This window comes from Brevundimonas diminuta (assembly GCF_050310045.1).
Lineage (GTDB): Bacteria > Pseudomonadota > Alphaproteobacteria > Caulobacterales > Caulobacteraceae > Brevundimonas > Brevundimonas diminuta_F.
This window is the reverse complement of sequence record NZ_CP190005.1, coordinates 2,375,396-2,399,513: the sequence shown is the minus strand read 5'-3', so window position 1 is coordinate 2,399,513 and position 24,118 is coordinate 2,375,396. Positions and strand designations below refer to the sequence as shown.

At 63.5% G+C, this 24,118-nt stretch carries 19 protein-coding genes; 9 read left to right on the top strand and 10 right to left on the bottom strand.

Going from position 1 to position 24,118, the window contains the following annotated elements:
* Position 1 precedes the first annotated feature (1 nt).
* On the bottom strand, positions 2-1,192 hold the full coding sequence (locus ACORJG_RS11535) for an acyl-CoA dehydrogenase (RefSeq protein ID WP_427789154.1): 1,191 nt from the start codon (positions 1,190-1,192) through the stop codon (positions 2-4).
* 125 nt (positions 1,193-1,317) lie between these two features.
* Between ACORJG_RS11535 and ACORJG_RS11530 the strand changes: the two genes are divergently transcribed.
* Genes ACORJG_RS11530 through ACORJG_RS11510 form a run of 5 tightly spaced genes read left to right on the top strand, consistent with a single transcriptional unit; the run spans position 1,318 to position 5,821 of the window.
* Positions 1,318-2,604 carry an aconitase/3-isopropylmalate dehydratase large subunit family protein gene (locus tag ACORJG_RS11530; protein ID WP_427789153.1) on the top strand — a complete coding sequence of 429 codons (1,287 nt, stop codon included), beginning with the start codon at positions 1,318-1,320 and terminating at the stop codon, positions 2,602-2,604.
* A complete protein-coding gene (locus ACORJG_RS11525) occupies positions 2,601-3,089 on the top strand; it encodes a 3-isopropylmalate dehydratase (protein ID WP_427789152.1) in 489 nt (162 codons plus the stop codon). The genes ACORJG_RS11530 and ACORJG_RS11525 overlap by 4 nt, the downstream gene beginning before the upstream one ends.
* Positions 3,086-3,973, top strand: a complete 888-nt coding sequence (locus tag ACORJG_RS11520; RefSeq protein WP_427789151.1) for an isocitrate lyase/PEP mutase family protein — start codon at positions 3,086-3,088, stop codon at positions 3,971-3,973. The genes ACORJG_RS11525 and ACORJG_RS11520 overlap by 4 nt, the downstream gene beginning before the upstream one ends.
* Entirely contained in the window at positions 3,970-4,920 is a 951-nt protein-coding gene (locus ACORJG_RS11515; RefSeq protein WP_427789150.1) for a polysaccharide deacetylase family protein, read from the top strand. Before ACORJG_RS11520 ends, ACORJG_RS11515 begins: the two co-directional genes overlap by 4 nt.
* Positions 4,907-5,821, top strand: a complete 915-nt coding sequence (locus ACORJG_RS11510) for a polysaccharide deacetylase family protein (protein WP_427789149.1) — start codon at positions 4,907-4,909, stop codon at positions 5,819-5,821. The genes ACORJG_RS11515 and ACORJG_RS11510 overlap by 14 nt, the downstream gene beginning before the upstream one ends.
* A gap of 127 nt (positions 5,822-5,948) precedes the next feature.
* Here the strand turns inward: ACORJG_RS11510 and ACORJG_RS11505 are convergent, their stop codons facing one another.
* Both ACORJG_RS11505 and ACORJG_RS11500 read right to left on the bottom strand, forming a co-directional pair.
* Complete coding sequence (locus tag ACORJG_RS11505; RefSeq protein ID WP_427789148.1) at positions 5,949-6,641, bottom strand: isochorismatase family protein; 693 nt, start codon at positions 6,639-6,641, stop codon at positions 5,949-5,951.
* Positions 6,642-6,731: 90 nt separating this feature from the next.
* The gene (locus ACORJG_RS11500; RefSeq protein ID WP_427789147.1) at positions 6,732-7,532 is read right to left on the bottom strand and encodes a GntR family transcriptional regulator; all 801 of its coding nucleotides are present in this window, start codon (positions 7,530-7,532) and stop codon (positions 6,732-6,734) included.
* A gap of 127 nt (positions 7,533-7,659) precedes the next feature.
* Here ACORJG_RS11500 and ACORJG_RS11495 point away from each other — a divergent pair, with 127 nt between their 5' ends.
* Positions 7,660-8,484, top strand: coding sequence for a GntR family transcriptional regulator (locus tag ACORJG_RS11495; RefSeq protein ID WP_427789146.1), 825 nt, complete (start codon positions 7,660-7,662; stop codon positions 8,482-8,484).
* A gap of 42 nt (positions 8,485-8,526) precedes the next feature.
* Here the strand turns inward: ACORJG_RS11495 and ACORJG_RS11490 are convergent, their stop codons facing one another.
* Entirely contained in the window at positions 8,527-10,020 is a 1,494-nt protein-coding gene (locus ACORJG_RS11490) for an aldehyde dehydrogenase (protein ID WP_427789145.1), read from the bottom strand.
* A gap of 229 nt (positions 10,021-10,249) precedes the next feature.
* On the opposite strand from ACORJG_RS11490, the gene ACORJG_RS11485 reads away from it, so the two are divergent.
* Entirely contained in the window at positions 10,250-11,449 is a 1,200-nt protein-coding gene (locus tag ACORJG_RS11485) for an FAD-dependent oxidoreductase (protein WP_427789144.1), read from the top strand.
* A 103-nt stretch (positions 11,450-11,552) separates the two neighbouring features.
* Here the strand turns inward: ACORJG_RS11485 and ACORJG_RS11480 are convergent, their stop codons facing one another.
* Both ACORJG_RS11480 and ACORJG_RS11475 read right to left on the bottom strand, forming a co-directional pair.
* Complete coding sequence (locus tag ACORJG_RS11480) at positions 11,553-11,846, bottom strand: hypothetical protein (protein WP_427789143.1); 294 nt, start codon at positions 11,844-11,846, stop codon at positions 11,553-11,555.
* Between the two features lie 35 nt (positions 11,847-11,881).
* A complete protein-coding gene (locus tag ACORJG_RS11475) occupies positions 11,882-12,721 on the bottom strand; it encodes a maleate cis-trans isomerase family protein (protein ID WP_427789142.1) in 840 nt (279 codons plus the stop codon).
* 92 nt (positions 12,722-12,813) lie between these two features.
* Here ACORJG_RS11475 and ACORJG_RS11470 point away from each other — a divergent pair, with 92 nt between their 5' ends.
* Positions 12,814-13,974 carry a class I SAM-dependent methyltransferase gene (locus tag ACORJG_RS11470; protein WP_427789141.1) on the top strand — a complete coding sequence of 387 codons (1,161 nt, stop codon included), beginning with the start codon at positions 12,814-12,816 and terminating at the stop codon, positions 13,972-13,974.
* 129 nt (positions 13,975-14,103) lie between these two features.
* Here ACORJG_RS11470 and ACORJG_RS11465 read toward each other — a convergent pair whose 3' ends face one another.
* Positions 14,104-16,233 carry a TonB-dependent receptor gene (locus ACORJG_RS11465; protein WP_427789140.1) on the bottom strand — a complete coding sequence of 710 codons (2,130 nt, stop codon included), beginning with the start codon at positions 16,231-16,233 and terminating at the stop codon, positions 14,104-14,106.
* A gap of 765 nt (positions 16,234-16,998) precedes the next feature.
* Complete coding sequence (locus tag ACORJG_RS11460; RefSeq protein ID WP_427789139.1) at positions 16,999-17,808, bottom strand: hypothetical protein; 810 nt, start codon at positions 17,806-17,808, stop codon at positions 16,999-17,001.
* Between the two features lie 227 nt (positions 17,809-18,035).
* Here ACORJG_RS11460 and ACORJG_RS11455 point away from each other — a divergent pair, with 227 nt between their 5' ends.
* A complete protein-coding gene (locus ACORJG_RS11455) occupies positions 18,036-20,420 on the top strand; it encodes a TonB-dependent receptor (protein ID WP_427789138.1) in 2,385 nt (794 codons plus the stop codon).
* 353 nt (positions 20,421-20,773) lie between these two features.
* Here the strand turns inward: ACORJG_RS11455 and ACORJG_RS11450 are convergent, their stop codons facing one another.
* Positions 20,774-22,114, bottom strand: coding sequence for a sigma-54-dependent transcriptional regulator (locus tag ACORJG_RS11450; RefSeq protein WP_427789137.1), 1,341 nt, complete (start codon positions 22,112-22,114; stop codon positions 20,774-20,776).
* Positions 22,115-22,128: 14 nt separating this feature from the next.
* Positions 22,129-23,949 carry a sensor histidine kinase gene (locus ACORJG_RS11445; protein WP_427789136.1) on the bottom strand — a complete coding sequence of 607 codons (1,821 nt, stop codon included), beginning with the start codon at positions 23,947-23,949 and terminating at the stop codon, positions 22,129-22,131.
* Between the last annotated feature and the right edge of the window lie 169 nt (positions 23,950-24,118).

Genomic DNA, 24,118 nt, shown 5'->3' with positions numbered 1-24,118 from the left:
ATCAGAAGGCGGCTTCGCCGGTGATGGCGCGGCCCAGGATCAGGGCGTGGACGTCGTGGGCGCCTTCATAGGTGTTGACCGTCTCCAGGTTCATGGCGTGGCGCATGACGTGCAGTTCGCCGGTGATGCCGGCCCCGCCGTGCATGTCGCGGGCCTCGCGCGCGACGGCCAGGGCCTTGCCGCAGTTGTTGCGTTTCATCAGGCTGATGGCCTCGGGAACCCAGGCGCCCGTGTCCAGCAGACGACCCAGCGCATAGGCGCCCTCGAAGCCCAGGAATATCTCGGTCTGCATGTCGGCCAGCTTCTTCTGCACCAGCTGGCGCGACGATAGCGGGCGACCGAACAGGGTGCGCTCGGCCACATAGTTGCGGCTGGCGTGGAAGCAGAACTCGGCTGCGCCCATCGCGCCCCAGGCGATGCCGAAGCGCGCCTTGTTCAGGCACGAAAACGGCCCGCGCAGCCCCTGCACGCCGGGCAGGATGTTGGCTTCCGGCACAAAGACGTCGTTCAGGCCGATGTCGCCCGTCACCGAGGCGCGAAGCGACAGCTTGTCGCCGATCTTGCCCGTGGTGAAGCCGTCGAAGTCGCGCTCGACGATGAAGCCGCGGATCACGCCGTCCAGCTTGGCCCAGACGATGGCCAGGTCGGCGATGGGCGAGTTGGTGATCCAGTATTTGCCGCCGTTCAGGCGATAGCCGCCGTCGACCGCGACCGCCGTGGTCTTCATCGAGGCCGGGTCCGACCCGCCGTCGGCCTCGGTCAGGCCGAAGCAGCCGACCAGTTCGCCCGCCGCCATCTTCGGGAGAAACTTAAGCTTCTGCTCGTCCGAACCGAAGGCGAAGATCGGGTACATGGCCAGCGACGACTGCACGCTCATGGCCGAGCGGTATCCGCTGTCGATCGCCTCGACTTCGCGTGCAATCAGGCCATAGGCGACGTGGCTGGCGTCAGAGCCGCCGTACTGCTCGGGCAGGGTGGCGCCGAGGAAGCCCATCTCGCCCATCTCGGTCATGATGGCGCGGTCGAACGTCTCGTCACGGAAGGCGGCGACCACGCGCGGCAGCAGGGCCTCGCGCGCATAGGACCGCGCCGCGTCCTGAACCATCCGCTCCTCGTCCGTCAGACGCCCCGTCAGGTCGAACGGGTCATCCCAGCGGAAGGTTTGGGCGGAAGAAGTGGCGGGGTTCGACATGATGAGCGTTCCTGACGGACTGGAAGATGCGGGAAGGCGCTTGCCAAGGCTGCGCGTTTAGATGATATAAAACTATATCATTTAGTCCAGCAATGCCCTTGTGCGGCGCATCATCGGGAGAAGGCATGGGCCGGGGCTCCACCCTCGTTGAAAAGATCATCGCCCGGGCCGCTGGCCTGGACCGGGTCGCACCCGGTCAGCTGGTGACGGCGCAGGTCGATCTGGCTTTCGCGCATGACAGTTCGGGGCCGCGTCGCTGGGCGCCGATGCTGCGCGACCTTGGCGTGGGTCTGTGGGATCCACAGAAGGTCGCCATCGTCTCTGACCACTATGTCCCGGCGGTGGACGCCGAATCCGCGCGTATCCTGAAGCTGGCGCGGGAGTTTGCGGCCGAACATCAGGTCGGCGCCTTCTTCGACATGGTGGGCATCTGCCACCTGGTCCTGCCCGAGCATGGCCTGATCCGGCCGGGCGCCTTCGTGGCGGGGGGAGACAGTCACTCGCCGACGGCGGGGGCCTTCGGCGCCTATGCGGCTGGCTATGGCGCGACCGACATGGCCGCCATCGTCGCCACCGGCGAAACCTGGTTGGCCGTGCCCGAGACGATCCGCGTCGAGTGGTCGGGCTGGTTCGGCGCGGGCGTTGCGGCCAAGGACATCATGCTGTTCCTGTGCCGCGAACTGGGCATGGACAACGCCTTCAAGGCCATTGAATACGGCGGCGACACGGTCGAGGGCCTGTCGATGGCCGAGCGCATGGTCCTGTGCAACATGGCCGCTGAACTGGGCTGCGAGGCCGGGGTCGTGGCGCCGGACCGGACAACCTTCGACTATCTGCGCGCGGCCGGGCGTCCGGTCGAGGACGAGGCGGCGGCCCTGGCGCTGGCGTCCGACCGCGATGCTGTCTACGCCGCCGTTCACCGCTTCGATGCGGCGACGCTGCAGCCACAGATCGCCGCGCCGCATGATCCGTCACGCACTCAGGACGTGACCGAACACGCCGGGATCAAGGTGGATCAGTGCTACATCGGCGCCTGCGTCGGAGCCAAGATCGAAGACCTGCGCATGGCCGCCGCCGTGCTGAAGGGTCGCAAGGTGTCGCCGGACACTCGCCTGCTGATCGCCCCGGCGTCGCAGAAGACCACGACGACAGCGACGCAGGACGGCACCTTGCAGACGCTGATGGAGGCGGGAGCGGTCCTGCTGCCGTCCGGTTGCGGGGCCTGTGCTGGCTATGGCGCCGGGGTGCTGGCGGATGGCGAGGTCTGCATCTCTTCGACCAACCGCAACTTCAAGGGGCGCATGGGGTCCAAGGAGGCGCAGGTCTATCTCGGCTCGCCCTATTCCGTGGCCGCCGCAGCTGTTGCCGGCCGCATCGCCGATCCGCGTCAGTTTCTGGGAGAGACGGCATGAGCGGTCGGGCCTTCGTCTTCGGCGACAATATCGACACCGACGCCATGGCGCCGGGTACGCTGATGAAGCTGCCGCCTGAGGAGCTGGCGCAGCATTGTCTGGCCGCCGTCGATCCTGACTTCGCCCGCACGGTGGCCAAGGGCGACTTCGTCGTTGGCGGTCGCAGCTTCGGCATCGGCTCGTCGCGCGAACAGGCGGCGGTGTCGCTGAGTGTGCTGGGCGTGCGCGCCGTGATCGCGCGCTCCTTCGCGCGCATCTTCTGGCGCAATGCGATCAATCTGGGGGTGCCGTGCATCACCCTTGAACAGGCGGGCGAGATTTCCGCAGGCGACCGGCTGGAGGTCGATCTGGCGGCGGGGCGTTTGACCAATCTGACGACGGGGCGTGGCTATGATTTCACGCCTCTGCCGCCGCACCTTATGGCCATGATGGATGACGGGGGGCTGATGCCGCACCTGAAGAAGAAGCTGGCGGCTGCCGCATGAGCGAGCCTCTGAACCTGCGTCGTCGGCTCAAACAGTCGCACGCCCTGCTGGCGCCGGGCTGTTATGACGCCCTGTCCGGCCTGCTGGTCCAGCAGGCCGGGTTTGAGGCGGCCTATCTGTCGGGGGCCTCGGTCGCCTATACCCAGCTGGGGCGGCCCGATATCGGTCTGGTCAGTCTGGATCACGTCGTTGACGTGGCGGCGCGCATCACCGAGCGGATCGACATTCCTCTGATCGTCGACGCCGATACCGGCTTCGGCAACGCGCTGAACATGGGTCGCACGGTGCGGCTGTTCGAGCGCGCGGGCGCCCGCGCGATCCAGATCGAGGACCAGACCTTCCCCAAGCGGTGCGGCCATCTGCGCGGCAAGGGCGTGATTTCGGCGCAGGAGATGGCGGGCAAGGTCCGCGCCGCCGTCGATGCGCGCCACGACGACGACACCCTGATCATCGCCCGCACCGACGCCATCGCGGTCGAAGGCTTTGAAGCCGCGATGGATCGGGCCGAACTGTTCCTTGAGGCCGGGGCCGACGTCCTGTTCGTCGAGGCGCCACGCGATCTGGATCAGATGCGCGCGGTGGCTGAACGTTTCGCCGCCCGCGTTCCCCTGCTGGCCAATATGGTCGAGGGCGGAGACACGCCGCTGAGTTCGGCCGACAGCCTGTCCGAGTTGGGCTATCGTCTGGTCATTGCGCCGGGCGCGATGGTGCGCGCCGTCATTCCGGCCGTCGAAGCCTTCCTCTCGGTGCTGAAGCGCGACGGAGGCACGGCGGCGCATCGCCAGCACATGACGGACCTGATGGGGGTCAACGCCCGCATTGGCCTGGATGAGATGATGGCGCTGGGACAGCGATACGAAGCGCGGGAAGAGGAGAAGGCATGACGGTCGCGGACCCCAACCTCTACGACTACTGGCCCTATCGGGACCGGCCGAAGATCGTCTGGCCCGGCGGCAAGAAACTGGCCTTCTGGGTCGCGCCGAACATCGAGTTCTATGAGTTCGATCCCGCGAAGAACCCCGGCCGCGCCGGCTGGCCCAAGCCTGCGCCCGATGTCGTCGCCTATTCCCAGCGCGACTGGGGCAATCGGGTCGGCCACTGGCGGCTGATGGAGCTGCTGGACAAATACGGCCTGCGTGGCTCGGTGTCGCTGAACGTCGCCCTGTGCGACCACCATCCCGAGATCATCGAGGCCTGCGTCGAGCGGAACTGGGAGTTCTTTTCGCACGGCATCTACAACACCCGCTATTCCTACGGCATGGACGAGGCGCAGGAGCGCGCCATCATCGAGGACGCCGTCCGCACGGTCGAAAAGGCCAGCGGCCAGCGCATCCGCGGCTATCTGGCGCCGGCCTTGACGCATACCGAGCGGACGCTGGACCTGATCGCCGAGAATGACTTCTGGTACACCTGCGACCTGTTCCAGGATGACCAGCCCCAGCCGGTGAAGACGGCGTCGGGCAGGCTGATTTCGCTACCCTATTCGCTGGAGGTGAACGACGTCATCACCTACGGCGCCCTGGGGATGAGCCCGGCGCGCTACACCGACATCCTGAAGCGGCACTTCGACCAGTTGCTGGAAGAGGGCGAGCAGAGCGGCACGGTCATGTGCATTCCCCTGCACGCCTATCTGGTCAGCCAGCCCCATCGCATCGGCCCGTTCGAAGAGGCGCTGAAACACATTATGGGCCACGTGGACGACGTGTGGTTCGCCACCGGCGCCGAGATCGCGAGCTACTATCGCGACCACTGCTGGGACCAGACGCAGGCCGATATCGCGGCAAGAGGCTGCGCGACCGGAGGAAAGGGGTTCGGCCATGGCGCTGCCTGAGGACTATCTGACCTATCCGCACCGCTCCTACGGCATGGATCAGACGCTGTATCCGTGGCGTCCGGCGACCGAGCGGCCGAAGATCGTCTGGCCGGACGGCAAGACGGCCGCCGCGATGTTCGTGGTCCCGTTGGAGTTCCACCGGCTCAATCCGCAAGGGCGCCCGTTCAAGCACCCCGGCGCCATGCAGACGACCTATCCGGATTTGCGCCACTTCACGACGCGCGACTACGGCAATCGGGTCGGGGTGTTCCGCATTCTGGATGCGCTGAAGGCGAGGGGGCTGAAGGCGGTGTTTCCGACCAATGGGGTCCTGCTGGCCCGCGTCCAGCCCTTGGTTGAGGCCATCCTCGCCGACGGGCACGAGATCGCCGCCTATGGCTGGGAGGCGGACTGCATTCACTGGAGCGGGCTTGAGCAAGGCGTCGAAGCGGACTGGATCGGCCGCACGCGCGACGCCTTCGACAGGGCGGGGCTGAAGCCGCGCGCCTGGATGAGCCCGGCGCGGCAGCAGTCGTTCCAGACGCTGGAACTGATCGCCGAGGCAGGCTTCGACATCTGTCTGGACTGGGAGCAGGACACGGTTCCCGTGCCGATGCAGACCGACAAGGGCGTGGTCTGGGCGGCGCCTTTGTCGAATGAACTGGATGACCGCGCCCTGCTGACCGTTCGTCTTCAGACCGAGGACGAATGGGCCGATCAGGTGCTGGAGGCGGTCCGCCTGCACAAGGCCGAGGCCGACCGTTTCGGCGGCCAGGTCGTCGGCTTCACCCTGACGCCCTACGTCAGCGGCCTGCCGTTCCGGATGAAGGCGGTGCGTCGCGTGCTGGACGGTCTGGCGCAGGACAAGGCGGTCTGGACCGCCGGCGTCTCAGAGATCGTCGAGGCGGTGGGCGGCTGAGGCCGCCGTCGTCCCGGCTCCAGACTCGGTCGTCGCCCCCAACCTTCGGCCGGGAAGCGTAAAAGCGTAAAAGGAAGGGCGGCGGATTTCGATCCGCCGCCCTTCTGTCTATCAAGCTGCTGTCAACTCAGTGCGACGCTAGCCAGTCCAGCACCTCTTGCGCCGACACCACGTCGGCGTACTTCAGTTGGAGGTCGGTCAGATTGGCGTAGTGGTAGCTCTCGTGTTTATCCGCCACGCACTCTTCGGCGACGATGGTGCGGAAACCATAGGACAGGCTGTCCACCGCCGTGGCGCGCACACAGCCCGAGGTCGAGCCCCCCGTCACCAACACCGTGTCCACCTTGTGCCAGCGCAGGTAAGAGTTCAGCGGCGTCTCGAAGAAGGCCGAGGGCATCCGCTTGGTGTAGATCAGGTCCACAGCCTCATCGATCCGGCAGCGCGGATCGATGGCGTGGCGTTCGGACCCGTATTTGATGTTCTGCAGGCTGTCGGGCGTATCGGTGCGCGTGCCCCAGACCCCGGCGTCCCCGGCGTCGGCCTTATAGGCGACATGGCTCCAGATCACCGGCATCCCCTTGGCGCGCGCGGCGGCCGAGATGCGGTTGGTTAAGCCGATCTGGTCAGGATGGGTCACATAGGCCGTCTTCGGAAACAGGTCGGGGCGGGTGTAGGCCTGCTGGAAGTCGACGTTCACCACGGCCAGTTTCTCGCCAAAGCCGAAACGGGCGCGGGCGGGGTTGGCCTTGACCGCCTCGAACAACTCGCGCGCCGTCTTGTTCTCGCAGATCATGGTCGGGTCGAAGACAAGGTCGCTCACGGTCGGTCCGCCTTTAATGGTATAGGAATAGATCAACTATAGACCGTCCTGCGGCGGGCGCCAGTCGATCCTGAGGCGGCGAAGCGGAAATCAGGCGCCGTCCTGCCAACTCCCTTCCTCGCGGCGGCTGAGCAGGTGATAGCGGAAGCGGTCGGCGTGATAGTGGGCGTGAATATATTGGACCGGCGCGCCGTCGGCCCGACGCATGATCCGCTCGATCCGCAACAGGGGCGATCCGATCGCCACTTCCAGCGCTGAAGAAGCCGCAGCGTCCGCGCCGACGGACGAAATCCACAGTTCGGCTTCATGCGGGGCCGCGCCGGCCTGTTCCAGCAGATCCAGCATGGATTGTTCGGCGAAGGCGGCGTCGTGACAGCCCTTGGCGACGAAGTCGGGCAGCCACGACACCAGATAGGAGAACGGCGTCTCGCCCAGTCGGCGCAGGCGGATGATGCGCCGGACCGACGCGCCGGGGGCGACCGCCAGGGCGCGTGCGACATCGGCGTCGGCCGCTTCGGCCCGGCTCTCCAGCAGTTCGACCTGGGTCTCGTGCCCCATGGTCTTGAGCGAATCCATCAGGGTGGAGAACGAACCTGTCACCACAGGCAGTTCGACCTGCGGCGTCACCACGGTGCCGCGCCCGCGATGGCGCGTCACCAGACCCGCGTCGGCCAGTTCATTGAGCGCCCGCTTGACCGTAATGCGCGAGGCGCCCAGCATTTCTGATATCTGGTGTTCGCCAGGCAGCAGCGACCCGGCCGGAAATACGCCGCGCCGTATGCGTTCGGCCAGCAGCAGACGGATCTGATGGTAAAGCGGGACGGGCAACCGGTCGTCCAGAAGGTCTGGGCGAAGGTCCAGGGCGGCGTCAGACGGCGAGGCGGAGGTCATGCGATCCTGTGTGGCTTGCGGCGACGACGGATACAACCCGGAGTGGCCAAGCGGCGAAGGTCTGGTAATAAGCACAAGTTCGCTAATTGACGACGCAAGCCCTTACGGCGGCGCGTGGAGGATAGGTTTGGCCAGACAGGGTGCTGGGGCAGGGGGCGACATCGGTCGGCGCAGCCTTAAGGCGGACGGCGGTTCCAGCAGCCTGCCGATCTATCATCAACTGACCACCATTCTGCGCCAGCAGATCAAGGACAGCGCTTTTTCGCCGGAACTTCCGATGCCATCGGAAATGCAGCTGGCGGCGGCTTACGACGTGTCGCGCGTGACGGTCCGACGCGCGCTGGATCTTCTGGAACGTGAAGGCTGGATCCGGCGCAAGCATGGGGTAGGCACTTTCGTCGCGCCGCGCGCTGACGAGCAGCGGCTGGAAGAGAGCCGCGTATCAGGGCTGGTCGAGAATCTGATCACCCTGGGGCTGGAAACGACGGCTCGTCTGCTGGCCTATGAGGCGGAGGCGTCAACCCCTGCCGCCGTGCTTCAGGCGCTGGATCTCCCGGCTGATGATCGTGCGTTGCGCATCGAACGCCTGCGTTTCTTCAGGGACAAGCCGTTGTCGGTGACGACCGTCTGGCTGCCCCGCGCCGTGGCCCATCTGACGCCGCGTGACGCCATCGACGACCGGCCGATCATGCGTATTCTGGAAAGCGGCGGGGTTCGGGCCCAGCGCGCGGAACAGACCATCAGCGCCATTCCCGCCGACGACGCTGCGGCGAACAAGCTGAATGTGGCTATCGGCGCGCCGCTGTTGCGCCTGCGCCGTACGGTATTCGACGGCGACGGCCGCCCGTTCGAGCATCAGGTCAGCCTCTATAATCCCGATCAGTATGAATACCACATGCTGCTGACGCGCGATAACAGCTCGGCCCGTCCGCAGTGGCGCCACATCGGTTGACGCGAAGCGCGGCGGGACAGGCCCGCCGCAACCCCGTCGGGATCAGACGCCGAACTTGCGCAGCGGTACGTCGGCCAGCGGAAGGGTCGTCGTCTTCTCTTCGGTGAAGAAGGCCATGGAGGCGGCGGCTCCGTCGCGGCCGAGGCCCGAATCCTTCACGCCGCCGAAGGGTGCGCGCAGTTCACGCACCATGGGGGTGTTGACCCACATCAGCCCGGTCCGCACCGCCTGACTGACCCGCAGGGCCTTGTCGATGTTCTGCGTCCAGCAATAGCCGACCAGGCCGAACTGGCTTTCATTGGCCATGCGGACGGCGTCCTCCATGTCGCTGAATTTCACGAAGGCGGCGAAGGGTCCGAAGATTTCCTCCTGGCAGACGCGGTCGCTGTTGCTGGGAGCCAGGACGGCGGTCGGCTCGATGAAATAGCCCGGCCGGTCCAGCGCCCTGCCCCCGGTCAGCAGGGTCGCGCCCTGACTTTTGGCGATGTCGACATAGGACAGGATGTGCTGACGGTGGCGTGCCGAGGCGATGGGGCCGATCTCGGTGGCGTCGTCCAGCGGGTCGCCGACGCGGATCTTTCGCGCTCGCTCGACGAAGCGATCGACGAACTCGTCAAAGACGGAATCTTGGACCAGGATGCGCGACCCGGCCAGGCACTGTTGCCCGTTGTTTGAGAAGATGGAGATCAGGGCGCCGTCCAGGGCCCGCTCCTGATCGGCGTCGGCGAAGATGATGTTGGCTGACTTGCCGCCCAGTTCCATCGCCGCAGGCTTCAGCTGTCGTCCGGCGGCCTGCATGATGTGGCGGCCCGTCTCGGTGCCGCCGGTGAAGGCGATCAGGTCGACCTCGGGATGATCCACCAGAGCGGCGCCTGTGACCGCGCCGCGTCCATTGACCAGATTGACCACGCCGGGCGGCGTGACGGTGTTGATGATCTCGACCATCCGCGCCAGCGACAGCGGCGTCTGCTCCGACGGCTTCAGCACGCAGGTGTTGCCGAAGGCGATGGCCGAGGCGACCTTCATCGAGGCCAGCGCCAGCGGCGAGTTCCATGGCGCGATCAGGGCGGCCACGCCGACGGGGTGGCGGGTGACGAAGGTCAGGTGATCCTTGATCTGCTGCCAGACCTGCCCCGGTTGTTGGCTGATCGCCTCGGCGAAGAAGCGGAAATTATAGCCTGCGCGCACGACCTGACGACTGAGCACGTCGCGGCGGACGATCCCTGCGTTCAGCGTCTCCAGCGTGGCGAGCTCAAGGGCGTGGGCGTCGATGGCGTCGGCGATCCGGTAAAGCACCGCCTGACGGGCCTCCACCGACATGTCGCGCCACGCCGGGTCGTTGAAGGCCCGTCGGGCCGAGCGGACCGCGCGATCGACTTCCCCGGCGTCAGCCTCCTGCAGTTCGGAGATGATCTCGCCATTGCCGGGATAATAGGCGGGCAGGCGATGGCCGCCGCGCTCGCCGACATAGGCGCCTTCAATCAGGCTGGTGACGAGTCGGGGAGCCCAGTCGAAAGGAGAAGCTGGGATGGCCATGAGCGGGCGTCCTGATGCTGTGGCGACTTGTGTTGTGTTTAAGCTAATACGTGATTGGGTCGGATCGCAAGGCGAGACGATGCGGCGGAGCCAAAGCCCCCTGCGTCTGCTCGGACTGCCTATGTTTTGGAAGTTGAACCCCGTCTGCCCATGATGTTGCGACTGCCCCCTTGCCGGAATAGCGAACAAATGTATTAAGTCGGATACAAGTAGGCATGAGGTCGCCAGTATGCAGCAATGGGACGCCCAAGTGGTCATCGTCGGCGCCGGCCCGGTCGGGCTGAGCGCGGCCGTGAGGCTGGAAGCCTTCGGGATTTCAACCGTCGTCCTTGAGGCGGAAGCGGAGTTGCCGGAAGATCTGCGGGCCTCGACGTTCCACCCGCCGACGCTGGACATGCTGGCCCAGTACGGCCTGGCCGATCCGCTGATCGCCCAGGGATTGAAGTGCGAGCAGTGGCAGATTCGTCAGCATGAGACGGGCGAACGCGCTGTATTCGACCTGTCCTACCTGAAGGGCGAGACCCAGCATCCCTTCCGGCTTCAGTGTGAACAGTTCCGTCTGTGCCGCATCCTGGCCGACCATCTGGCGGACGCCCGTCACGTCGACATCCGCATGGGCGCGACGGTGTCCGGCGTGACACAGGACGAGGACGGCGTCAGCGTGCTCTATGAGCAGGATGGCCAGGCGCAGACGTTACGCTGCCGCTATCTGATCGGGGCCGACGGCGCCCGCAGCGCGGTCCGGACCCTGTTGGGCTGGGATCTGGACGGCAAAACCTATCCTGAGACGACCATTCTGGCGATTACGGACTTCCCCTTCGAGGACCACCTCGACGGCCTGTCTAACGTCAACTACTGCTGGACCGAGGGCGGGACCTTCTCCCTGCTCAAGCTCAAGGATTTCTGGCGCTGCAGCCTTTATCCGCGCGGCGAAGAAACCATCGAGGACGCGCTGGACCGCGCCAGCATCGAGCGCAAGCTGCAGGCGATCGTCGCTCGGGACGAACCCTATAGGGTGCTGGAGATCCGCCCCTATCGCGTGCATATGCGGATCGCGCCTGATTACCGCAGCGGCCGGGTCGTCCTGGCGGGCGACGCCGCCCACATCAACAGTCCTTCGGGCGGCATGGGCATGAACGGCGGCGTTCATGACGCCTTCAATCTGACCGAGAAGCTCAAGGCGGTTCTGGATGGCGCTGATGAAGGCCTGCTGGACCTCTACACGCGTCAGCGCCGTCCGATCGCGGAACAGGAGATTCTGGCGCAGGCGGACCGCAACCGAGGGCGGATGCAGGAGCGCGACCCGGAACGTCGCAAGGTCATCATGTCCGAGATGCAGGCCATGTTGGCCGATCCCGTGCGGCACAAGGACTATGTGATGCGTTCGTCGATGATTCATGGCCTGCGCAAGGCGGCGACGCTGACATGAGGCGAACTCCTCCGCCCGTCGCTGCTTGAGGGAGCGTCGGCGAAAGCGGATCGGGGCGAGGGGCGGCGGGCCGGGATGCAGGGCGTCCCGGCCCGTTTTTTCATCAGGCGCCCAACTGTCCCTTGAGGGCGTCGACCTCTTCCTGAAGCACATAGAAGACGCGGTCGGTCAGCGCCGCGTGGCGCGCACGGCGGGCCGCCTGCTGCGCCTCGGTCAGGACGTGATGATCCACGGCGTCCGGGGCCAGGACGCCCTGATCGGCCAACAGTCCTTCCAGCGTCGCGACCCGGTCGCCCAGCCCCGCGACCTCGGTGACGAGGGCGGTGATGATGGCGGTCAGGCGGTCGTTGGCCGTGTCGTCGAAGAAGGTCGGGCGGGGCGGTTTGGGCGTGGACATCGGAAAACTCCTCGAAACGAAATCAGAATGGGGCGTCAGGCGCTCATCAAGCGGTCGCGAACGGCGGGAAAGCGGCTCCATAGTCGTTCGCGCCAGGGCGCGTCGGGCGTCAGCCACGCCGCAATCGATGGCCGGTTTTCAAGTCCCAGGTTGCGCGTCACGGACCAGGCTGTGGCCAGGTTGGACGACAGGATCGGGATGTCGGTCTCGCCGCTGACGACGGCCAGGGCGGCCAGGCTAGGCGCGCCGGTGCCCATGGCGACGACGGCGTCGGCGACGCCGGCCTTCACGCCCTGGCGCAACCCCGTCAGCAGGGTGGCGGCCGTCTGGCCGTAGATCGGGTGGGCTGCGCCGGGCGCCAGGGGCGACTGGACGACGGCGACGACATCATAACCGGCGGCGCGCCAGTAGGTCTCGGCGGAGGTCGTCAGCGCCGACGGGTAGGGGCTGACCAGTATGATGCGGCGCGCGCCCAGGGACTGGAGCGCGTCTTTCAGGGCGTCAGCGGCGCAGACGACGGGGCAGGGGCCGTCGAGACGCTCCAGCGCCTGCGGCCGCCGCCGCGACGGGCCCAGCAGATAGGTCGAGCCTGTGCAGGCGAAGGCGATGGCGTCCAGCGGCGCCTCGTTGAATGGCGTGAGCCATTCCTCCAGTCGTGTTTCATAGGCTTTGAGCCTGATGCTCATCTCGGCGTTCGGCGCATACATGCGCGCGGTCAGCAGATTGATGTCGGGGGGCAGCAGGAGCGACAGTTCAGGCTCGGCTGTCGGGTTCTCGGCCGGGGTCAGCAGGGCGACGACGCCGCGCGCGCCCAGATCGGGTCGATGGCGATCCGTCGAGCGGATGGCGTGTGCAGGAAGCGACGTTGAGGGCATGGTCCGGTCCGACGAAGAGACTTCCGTACAAGAGGTATTTGAGATAATACATCATGAAGGACTGAACGCCAGTCGAACATGGAGGAGAGCGCATGATCATCGACCGTACGGCCACCCATGAGCTTCTGGCCCGACCGCTTCACGACGAGGCGGCCCGCACCCAGTACATCGTTCAGTTGAAGAACCGGCTGCGCCGTTATGAGGACGCCAACAGGACCGCGCTCGACGCCCGCGCAGGCCCTGCCTGGGCGGCGACGTCGGGCAGGACGCCTGAAACGGTCGAGGAGATCACGGCGGCCATGGTCCGTGATCCCTTCTATCAGATCTGGAGCGCCCTCAGCCGCAGCGCTCAGGACGTCATGTGGAACTCGGTGGGCGAGACCATTCATCGCGAATTGCCGCGCATGAAAGAGGTCGCCGCCCGTCTGGCCGAGGCTCCGGCCGGCGGCACCTGCGAGACCAGCCCGGATTTCGTCGCCCCGGCCGACGCCTATGCAGGGCATATCCACGGCCAGCCTGGCGGCTACATGCTGGGAGAAGGCTCGGCGGACGACTTCGTCGCGGGCGCCTTTTATGAGAGCGGCGGCAACGCCTATTCCCTGGGGGTGGGCATCGGCACGCGCGATTCCAAGTCGGCGGCCGTCATCGAATTCCTGGCCGAGCGCTATCCGGGCTTCAAGCCGCGTCGCATCCTGGATCTGGCCTGTTCTTCGGGCGGCGCCACGGTCGGCTATGCGGCGGCCTTCCCCGAGGCCGAGGTATACGGCGTCGACGTGGCGCCGGGTCTGCTGCGCTACGCCCACCTCCGGGCCGAGGCGATGGGATTGAAGGCGCACTTCCGTCAGATGGATGCGGGCGACATGCCGTTTGAGGACGAAAGCTTCGATCTGGTCGTGTCGCACAACATGATGCACGAAGTCTCGCGCGCCTCGCTCGGCCGCATCTTCAGCGAGGCGCGCCGCGTGCTGCGTCCGGGCGGCGTGGTGGTGCATCAGGACGTGCCCATGAAGGGCGCCGATTTCAGCGCCTTCGAGAAGTTCATCTTCGCGTGGCAGACCAGGAACAACGATGAGCCTTTCTGGGACGAATTCCTCTCCACCCAGGCGCCTGACGTCATGTTGGAGGCAGGCTTTGCTCCGGATGAAGTGGTCGAGACAACGGTCCGGATGCGCGATGGTCCGCGCGCCTGGTATGTGGTGCTGGGCGAGAAGCCGGATGCCGAAGGTCGGCGGGGGACAGCCTCCACCAGTTGATCGAAACGCTGCTCAGATATCAGCCCCGGGTGCGCCGCCGCCCGGGGCGTTTTTCTGTCTGGGAGCTGTGGGCATGAAAAAGGCCTGCGGCGTAACCCGCAGGCCCTGTTTTCATGATCGTAAGGACGCTCAGAAGTTGGCTTCGTAGGTCAGGCCGATTTGACGACCGCGCGGAAGGGAGCCGACGAACCCTCGCTTGCTGGTGCTGAAGTCCGAGTAGCGGATGATGCCGACCGGATCGATGTTGTCGAATATGTTGCGCCCGAACAGGATCACGCGGTGCATGCCGCGCTCCCATCCCAACTGGACATTCGCGGTATCACGTCCATCAACCCAGGCCAGGTTGGCGACCTGATCATATTTCTTCGAGCGGAAGGAATAGGAGCCGTCGATGAAGAAGCGGTTCTCGCCGACGTGCCAGGCGTAGTTGCTGCCCAGCGAGTATTGGATCTTGGGCGCGTTCGGGATGGCCTTGCCGCGCACATCGCCGTCACCTCCGCTCAGGGTGGCGAAGTCCGGATCAGTGGCGTTGGTGTATTCGGAGTCCGCATAGGCGAACGTGCCGCGCACTGACCAGTCGGCGGTGATCTTGGTCTGGGCCTCGACCTCGACGCCCTTGACCTCGACCTCGCCGACGTTGCGGATGAAGGAAACGGTTTCGGTCGAGGACAGATTGGCGACCTGAGTCATCTGCTGGTTCGACCAGTCGATATAATAACCGGCGACATTCAGGCGAACGCGACGGTCGAACAGGTCGCTCTTGAAGCCGAGTTCATAGTTCCAGGCGGTTTCCTCGCCGTAAGAGCGATCTGCAGGGGCCAGACGCACATCGGTGTTGAAGCCGCCCGGTTTGTTGCCGCGCGCCACCAGGCCGTAGAACATCAGGTCGTCGCTTGCCTTGTACGACAGGGTGAAGCGCGGATTGGTCGAGCGATAGGTCGCTTCGTAATCAAAGTTGGAATCGCCACCCGTCAGGTGCAGCTTTTCCTCCGCGACGCGCACTTCGGCAGTGCCTGACAGCCTGTCGGTGAAGTCAAAGCCGACCAGACCGAACGCGGCCAGGTTTTCAGTCTCGATCGTGCCGTTGTCCTGCAGGGCTCGCGAGACATAGCGATAGCGGCCGTCCCAGCGATCACTGTTGAAATAATAGGCGCCCGCCATCCAGTGCAGGCGTTCTCCGCGCGGTGAAGCGATGCGGAACTCCTGACTGAAGCCCTTGATGTTCACCCGGTCGTCGACATGCAGCGAGCCGCCCAGCAGGCGCTGGGGCAGGTAGTCCAGATCGGCCTTCCGGTGCTCTTCAGAGTCGTTGTAGGCGCTGATCGAGGTCAGGGTGTAACCGCCGCGCTCATATTCGGCGGTCAGGCTCAGGCGGCCGGTCTTGCGTTCGACGCCGCCGCCGCCGATCTCGTCCAGATTCAGGCCGATCATGTCCGGCGTGATGTTGATGGCGCCGCAGTAATACTGGGTGCGGGTATTCAGATAACAGTTGTTGGCGCTGGATCGCTGGATCGCCATCGGCTCATGGCCGTCGTCGTTGTGGGCGTATGAACCGCGCAGGATGAAGCTCAGGTCCGACGTCGGCGTGTACATCAGCGCCAGCGTGCCGCCGACAGTCTTTTCCTGACCTATGGTCCTGCCGTCGCTGGGCGTGCCGGGCGCATTGTTCCGGTACTCGCCGCCATAGGTGTAATAGTTGACCGAGGCCTGGGCCGACAGAACATCCTCTACCAGAGGGCCGCTCAGGCCCATCAGGAAGTTGTACTCATCATGCTCGGCCGCCGTGGCGCGGATCAGGCCCTCGACCTCTTGCGACGGCTTGCGCGTGGTGTAGCTGATGGCGCCTGAGAAGGTCTGGCGACCATATAGAGCCGACTGCGGCCCCTTGATCACTTCAACCTGGTCGACGAAGGCCATTTCGGTCGCGAACAGGCTGTCCGGGATATAGACGCCATCGATGAAGGAAGCGGCGTTTGGCGAGCCGAAGACATTGGCCTGACCGCGGATGACCGGGCGTTCGAAACGGCGACCCTGATCCTTTTCAATGTTCAGTCCAGGTGCGATCGAGGACAGGTCGGTGACTTCGCGAATCCCGCGACGCTGCATCTCTTCCGCGCTCATGGCTGTAATGGCCAGCGGCACTTCCTGCAGGCGCTCGCTGGTCTTGCGCGCTGTGACGATGATTTCATCGACCTGAACGACGTCCTGTGCAGCGGCCGGACCAGCCATAACGGAAAGGCCGGCGGCGACGGCGGTCATGGCCAACGCGTGGATAGGATGTCTCACGGTCACTCCCTCTCATACCCTTGTATCCGGGCATGTATCTTTATGAATACGAGTGATAGTCGACACAATGTGATTGCCGTGTCAATCATCCAGGAGGTGGTGGGAGTTCTTCAGCGATGTGGCGAATGACGCAGCATGAGTAATGTATTGAAGTTAATGCATCAGTGCATGATGCTTGATGCCAAGAGGCTCCAACAGGGCCGACAGGACGCTGGCGGGATAATGTCGATGTCGTTCAAGCGTCACCGGCGCCCGGATCGCTCATTTCCAGACGGGTGCTGGTTTTCCGGCTCCATGCCGAGCCTCAGCGACGTTGAAGAGAGGATGGACTGGGCGGGCTGACGTCAGTCGCGAAACGGTACGCCATCGGGTGATCCGTTCGGGTCGTTGATCGCTGTCAATCTGCGCAGACGCGGCGATCCGCCGGTAGGCGGCGGATGTATTTGGGCGTACGAGTGTCCGTCTCCAGCCAGCGACAAGGAGCCGCGACAGAGACCTTGCCATAGAGGTCGACCACGGGCTCAGCAGGTGTCGGCGGATAGGCGCCTTACGCCGGTTCGGATCTGGCCGCAGCGACAGTCGTACACAGCAGACCCGCCCGGTCGCGGCGGCGGTTGACCATGCTGATGTCCGATATGAGTTTCCTGCTTTCAGGATCGGGGGGGGGGCGACGACGCAGCGCCGCCCTGCAGGGCATGGCCGGCGCCGTGGTGCGCGCCGGCCATATCCCTGCCCGGTTCAGCGCCCCTGAAGCGCCCGGATTTCCTCCAGATCAAGCGGCGGAGCTTTCCAGCGTGGCTGCTCCTGAATCACGAAGTCGCGGATGGACGCAGGCAGGTCGTCGAAGGACTCATAGCGCCAACCCGCTTGATGAAGGTAGGACGTGCCTGCCCCCAGCGCCGGCGGGGTCGGGACTGATGATGCGAAACTGACCAGGTTTTTATAGGCGGCCCCGGATGTTTCAGGGAGAACAAAGAAGTCATAGGTTTCAAAGGACTGAAGTCTCTGTCCCCCCGGTAGCGGGCGATCACGATAGACGGGAACGGTAAAGTTGGCGATATCCCCGATCCACCGCGCGCTGATCACTTCATGCGGTCCGGTTACGCTGACACGATCCCCCGTTCCAACCACAGAGATGGTCTGCAGCCGGTCGCCGCTCAGCCGATAATGAATCTGCTGGTAGTCGAACAGGATGGGCTCCAGAGGGACGCCATTGAGTTCACGCAGAAGCTCGCCCGTCTGCACATCGCGATAGATGTACACCTTACGAGACAACTGGATGAAGCCGCCGGGATAATCCGGATCCGGGAGCAGGCGGGCTGTATCGAAGCCCTCCACCTTGGCCAAAACCTTGCCCGTCGGAAACTCGGTGATCTCTCCCGTTGAGTACCAGTAGACAGGCGACGCCCCCATTCCGCCTGTTCGTGTCTTCAACCAGACCTGAAATAGCTGCGCATCGAAGCCGTTCGCCAGCGCCGTCACCGGCGCCATTATGATAAGAGCGCTGACCAGCACGACAAGGCGCCACATTTTCCGAAACACCATCACTTCAATTCCCCTCCACAAGGCATCTTGTGCCTATTTAAATACAAGTCTAACGTTGGTATCGCTGTGTCAACGACATTCGACGGCACGACCCCTTTAAGGCGCCGTAGATCGTCCGAATGCCCCGGCGGGGAGGCCGGGGACGGATCAGGTCGATGATGCGGGACGCACGTAAGGGACGGAAGCCGGCGCGTTCGAGCGCCGCCTTCGCAGCAGGGGGGACCCACTGGATGAAGCGACCTCAATTTCTTTTGGCCACGGCGTCAGCGCTCGCCGTCGTCTGGACGTTTTCCGGCGCCGCGCAGGCCCAGGACACAGAAACCTCAAGCGCATCAATCGTCGATGACATCATCGTCACCGCGCGCAAACGCGAAGAATCCGCACAGGACGTCCCGGTGTCGGTCAGCGCTATGGGCGCAGAGACCATGGCCGCGCTGCAGATCGAAACCGTCATGGACGTGGCGCGATATACGCCGGGCTTCCAGATGCAGTCGTCATTCGGCAGCTTCAACGACCGCCCCGTCATCCGCGGCGCCTCGAACCTTCTTCTGGCGGACGGCAAGGTCGGCCTGTTTATCGACGGCGTGCCGTGGTTCGGGTCCCTGTCCACCCTGGACATGGAAAGCTTTCAGCGGGTGGAAGTCATGCGCGGCCCGCAATCGTCTCTCTATGGCCGGGGAACTCTGTCGGGCGCGATCAACCTGGTCACACGATTGCCCGGCGACGCCTTCTCTGCGCGCGGCGCAGTGACTGCGGGCTCGGACGGACGTCTGGATTACAACGTCAGCCTGTCCGGGCCGGTCGATGACAGCCTGGGATTTGTGCTGAGCGTCAGCCATTCTGAATTCGACGGGCAGTACAGAAACGAGGCTGGCCTGGGTGAAATGCTGGGGGCCCGCTCTTCCGACACCTACAACGCCGGTCTGTATTTCCACCCTAACGACCGTTTTGAAGCGTCCCTGCGCTACTATGGCGTCCGCTCTGCAGAGACCCAGGCGCCGCTGATGCTCCAGCCGGCGTCGGCGAACAACTGCTTCCTGACGACCCGCCCCTATTATTGCGGCGACATCCGGACGCCTACCCGTTTCGCGGTGAATACGGACAAGGTGCTGTCGCCAGGAATCTTCCGCGATACGGACGCGATCATGGGCTCTGTCGCCTATCAGTTCGGCGACGAGGGACCGCGGCTTTCCTATATGGCCGGCTGGTCGCGAACCCATCTCGAGACCGGGGTGGACCTCAGCTACGATGATCGTGACTTCTTCACCCTCGGCCCGGCGTGCGCCTTCGTGCCCATACCCAATCGCGACTGCAGCCGGTCCCTCTTCAATGATACGCGCGCGCAGGATCGGGACTCGGTCACGCAGGAAGTGCGCTTGGCCAGTTCGGGCAACCGCGCCCTGCGATGGTCGCTCGGCGTCTATTCGGGCAGCGACAAGACAACGCCGCTGAAAAAGTATCTGGAGATCACCGAAGTGGGGCCGGATGTGCTCGACGCCATCTATGAGGTTGAAAACCTGGCGTTGTTCGGCGGCGCCGAATACGACTTCACGGACCGTCTGACCGTCTCGCTGGAGGGGCGCTGGCAGCGGGACGAAGTGACCCAAACCGCCCAGTCCTATGTCGTCAGCGACTTCTTCAGTCCTGCTGTCATCGCGGGGTTGCGCTCTCCACTTCCGAGCCAGGTCGTCGGCGCCAATGATGTGCGCAATGCGGTGTTCGAAACCTTCCTGCCGCGCGTCAGCCTGACATGGAAACATGCTCCCGGCGTGAACCTTTACGCGCAATACTCGATGGGGAACTCGCCCGGCGGCTTCAATATCGTGACCGCTCCGGTCGCCACCTATGATGAAGAGCGCCTGACCAATTTCGAGATCGGAGCCAAAACATCTCTGTTCGGATTCAGATATCTGAATGCCGCCCTGTTCCATAACATCATCGAAAACCAGGTCCTCAGCACCACATTCCAGACCTTGACCGCCGCGGCCAGCTACATGACCAATGTGGGCGAAACTGAAGTCAATGGACTTGAAATCGAGGGTCTGCGAAACCTGACGCCAAATCTTTCTCTTCGCTTTGCATATACATATCTGGACACCAATATCACGCAGGGCGTCGATAATGACGAAGCGATCCTGCACCAGGGCATTGCCTGTAAAAGTCAGCTTCCCGGCACAACGACCTATTTCGTCGACCTGACCAAGCCGGGTTGTATGGACGCAGGCTCGATTGTCGGCCGTCGTTCGCCGCTGGTATCCGAACACACAGGCAGCGTGGGCCTGCGTTATGACGGCGCAACTGCGTGGAGTGATGTTGACTGGTTCGCTTCAGCCGATTTGACCTATGTCGGCTCCTTCTACGCCCAGGTTCACAATCTGGCGCGGATACCAGCGTCGCAACGCGTCAATCTCGCAGCCGGACTGTCACGGGGCAACCTGCAGTTCATGGTGTGGGGACGTAATGTCTTTGATGACGACACTGCCACTGGAGCGCTGCGTTACGTTGACTACACGGCGCCGGCCGTACAGTCGCCGGGCGGGGATCGGCCCCGCGCCTTCGGCGTCAGCGCGCCCGAGCGGCGCACCTGGGGCGTAAGTCTGTCGGTTCGCTATTGATCCCGCGGAGATGATGATCCTCCCCTGTTTTGGCAGGCGCTCGTGACGGATTTCTGAAACGGGGGAGGAATGTCTGAGGGGGGGGGGGGCTGACGTCAGGCGTCTCCGGCCTTGTTCAGGCGGAAGGCCGTTGATCGGGTCGTCACCGGCAGCTTGACCGTCATGGGCGGCCAGGGGATCGAAATTCCACGAGACGGTGTTGCATCAACTGATGACGCAGTTTGGAATGGAGGCGTCGTCGTCGTCGCCTGCGCTCCGCACCCGGCTGTGTCAGCCTTGGCGGAACCGGCCGCGGAGCAGTTTAACTCCCGTCATTGTCCATGAGAGAATCTGTCTGACGTATTCGTATGATGTCAGCGAAAATCCGATGGTTTAATTCCATGGCGCTTCATCTTGTCGTAAAGAGTCTTGCGAGGAATTTTGAGATGAGAAAGCGTTTTTCTTATGTCTCCACCCGTTTCCTCGAGGGTGTTTCTTAATATTTCGGCTTCGAACGTAGCCAGGCGTTTGGTCAGGCTGTGATCCTGGTCGTTTTCTGCGGTTGAAAATCTGGCGTCTTCAAGGCCCAGAGCAACCCGCTGGGCGAAATTTGCTAATTGTCGTATGTTCCCGGGCCAGTCATCTTCTGTCAGGCGTGCATGGATGGCGCTGGTTATCACCGGTTCCTCGCCGTCAGGACGGATAGTTGAACGTGCCAAAAGGCTGGTGAACAACAGGGGGATATCATCACGACGCTCACGCAGGGGCGGGACGCGCAGTCGCAGGACGTTCAGGCGATAATAGAGGTCTTCACGAATGTGTCCCTCCGCCACGGCTGTATCCAGGTCAGCGGTGGCGGAAGCCAGGACGCGTAGATTGACTATACGGGGTTCGTGGGCGCCGATCGGGTGGATTTCCCGCTCTTCCAGCACCCTCAGCATCTTGATCTGGGCTGTATGGGGCATATTTTCCACGGCGTCGAGAAACAGCGATCCGTTGTGCGCCCGTTCCACATGGCCCACCCGACGGCGCATGGCTCCGGCGAAAGCTCCTAATTCATGACCGAACAGTTCACTTTCAATCATGCCGTCAGGAAGGGCTCCGCAGTTTACCGCGACAAAGGGGTGTGGGCGTCGTCGTCCCCCGCCATGCAGCGCGCGCGCTACAGCCTCCTTGCCAACCCCGGTTTCACCTTCGATCAGCACGTTCATGGGCGCGTCAGCGATCTGAGCGATGGTAGCCCTTAGCGCCCGTATCGCCGGACTGTCGCCCAGAAGAGGCAAATCAACCTCGGCCTGGGCCGCCAGAATGCTCAGACGACGATTGTCCAGCACCAGGGCGCGTTTTTCCAGGGCTCTGTGAAGTGTTTCCAACAGACGCTCGAATGCGAAGGGCTTGGCGACAAAGTCATAAGCGCCGCCGCGAATGGCGGCCACAGCATCGGAAATGTCGCCGTGACCCGTGATCAATATGACGGGCAGCGTCGGATCCAGCGCCTGCAGGCGACGAAGGGCCTGTCGGCCGTCCAGGCCGGACATCCTCAGATCAGTCACGACCACGCCCGGAAAATCGGCGCTGATTTCCTTTAATGCATCGGCAGCCGCGCAATAGGCGCGCACCTGAATTCCTTCCATCTCCATGCGCTCAGCCAGGGCGGCGCGGAAGTCGACGTCATCCTCGATCAAAACCACCGTCTGCAGGCGTGGAAAGTCCATGGCATGAGATTCCATCACGCGGGCATCAGGCTGATGGCGAAAACAGTTCCCGTGGAAGAGGGATGCAAATCCAATTCTCCTCCGAAACCTGAGACGATGTCACGGCAGATGACCAGCCCCAGGCCAAGACCTTTGGGCTTGCTGGTCACGAAAGGTGTGAACAATTGATCCTGGACTTCGTGCGGTATCCCGGGACCGTTGTCGGCGACAGTAAGGATTATCCAGTCATCGTGCTGTCGCGTGGTCAGGACGATCTGACTGTCGGCGCGGCTGTCCAGCGCTTCGGCGGCGTTTTGCATCAGGTTTACGATCACCTGCTCCAGACGGAACCGGTCAGCCAGGACCTGAAAATCTCCTTCGCTGTTCCGCGTCAGTCGGATGCCGTCCTGACGCAGACGCCCGCCCAGAAGTAACAGCGCGCCATCGACGGCTTCGTCAAGGGACGTAGGGTGAACCTGCGGTTCCGCTTTTCGTGCGAAAGCCCGCAGCTCTTCGGTGATGGCGCCTATACGCATTGTAAGATCGCCTATGCGTTGGAGTGCCCGCATGGCTCTGGGGGTTTGGTCCCTGATCAGCCAGGCTGATGCGGTGTCGGCCTGGGTGCGGATCGCCGCCACGGGTTGGTTGATCTCATGCGCGATGCTGGCCGCGATCTGACCCAGCGCGGCCAGTTTTCCTGCCTGAACAAGTTCGTCGCGCAGGGCCTCGCGACTGGCTTCTGCTCGCATTCTTTCTTCAATCTGGAGATTTAAAGCTGCATTGGCCTGGCTGAGATCGCGGGTGCGTTCATCAATAAGGCGTTCCAATTCCTGACGGGCGCTTTCGGCCGCACGCTGCCTTGCGGCAGTCTGTTGCCGACGTCGTAGAAGAAAGGCCGCTATTCCGGACACGAGAGTCGAGATCAGTATAGCGAGAACTCTGGCATTCATCACGTTCGCATTGATGGCGCCTTTTTCTGGAGCAAGTAGATGCAGCGTCCAGCCTGGAGTAATTGTATCAATACGCGCGTGCATCCATTGTTGACCAGTTCCTGCCTGTCCGGTGCGGACAAGACGGGTTGCGCCGTCTTCGGGCGTCAGAAAGGGAAGGGGCTCAAGTGTTCCATCGCCCAGGGTCTGGTCTGCCAAGGTTAGTTGGCGGCTTTCGGCGTTCATCGGCCTCAGGGTCCGGAATCGCCACTGCGGGATATTGGTGATCAAGACCACTCCGCCGGGATCGACGACATAGGCCGGTTCCCCGGAGGCGCGCCATTCGCTTTCCAGGGCGTCAAACTCGACCTTGACGACCACCACACCGAGGTGGCGACCATTCAGGACGATCCGTCGGCTGAGAAACAGGCCGGGCTTGCCGCTGGTGGCGCCCAGTGCAAAAAATTCCGCAGACCCATCCCGCATCGCTTTTACAAAGTATCGACGGAAACTGTAGTTGGTTCCCATGAAACTGACCGGTTGGTTCCAGTTGCTGGCGGCGTAGGTCACTCCGTCCGCCCCGATGACGTAGATGGCTGAAGCGCGTGTCTGACCGGCGAGGTTTTCCAGGCGGCGGTTCAGGGCGTCGGGGTCGGAATGTCGGTTCAGCAAAAGCCGCGACACATCAGGATCAGTCGCCAGGGCAGGGGGCAAGGCATGGTATTTTTCAAGTTCGCTACGCAAAACTGCAGCGTGCAGGGCAGCGGCCGATTCAGACTGCTGCTCCAAGAGCGCGGTCGCCTCATTGCGTGCGGCTTCGCCTACCCCCCAAGCGACGCCGCCAGAGACAGCCAGCCATAACAGCAACAAGGCGGTCCACGACGCGGCATGGCTGTGATGGAGACTTCGCCGGCGCGCGGATTTCATATCCCTCATCATGCCTCATCATGCATCATTGTGCGAAATTGCGCACACGATCGCCATGTCGGTGGGCGAAATATTGCACAAAAATCCCGCAACCATGTCCTGTGGAAAAAAATTATCATTAAAATCAGAAGATTGTTTTGAGTTCTCGGGCCTCTTCCTTCTTGGAGGC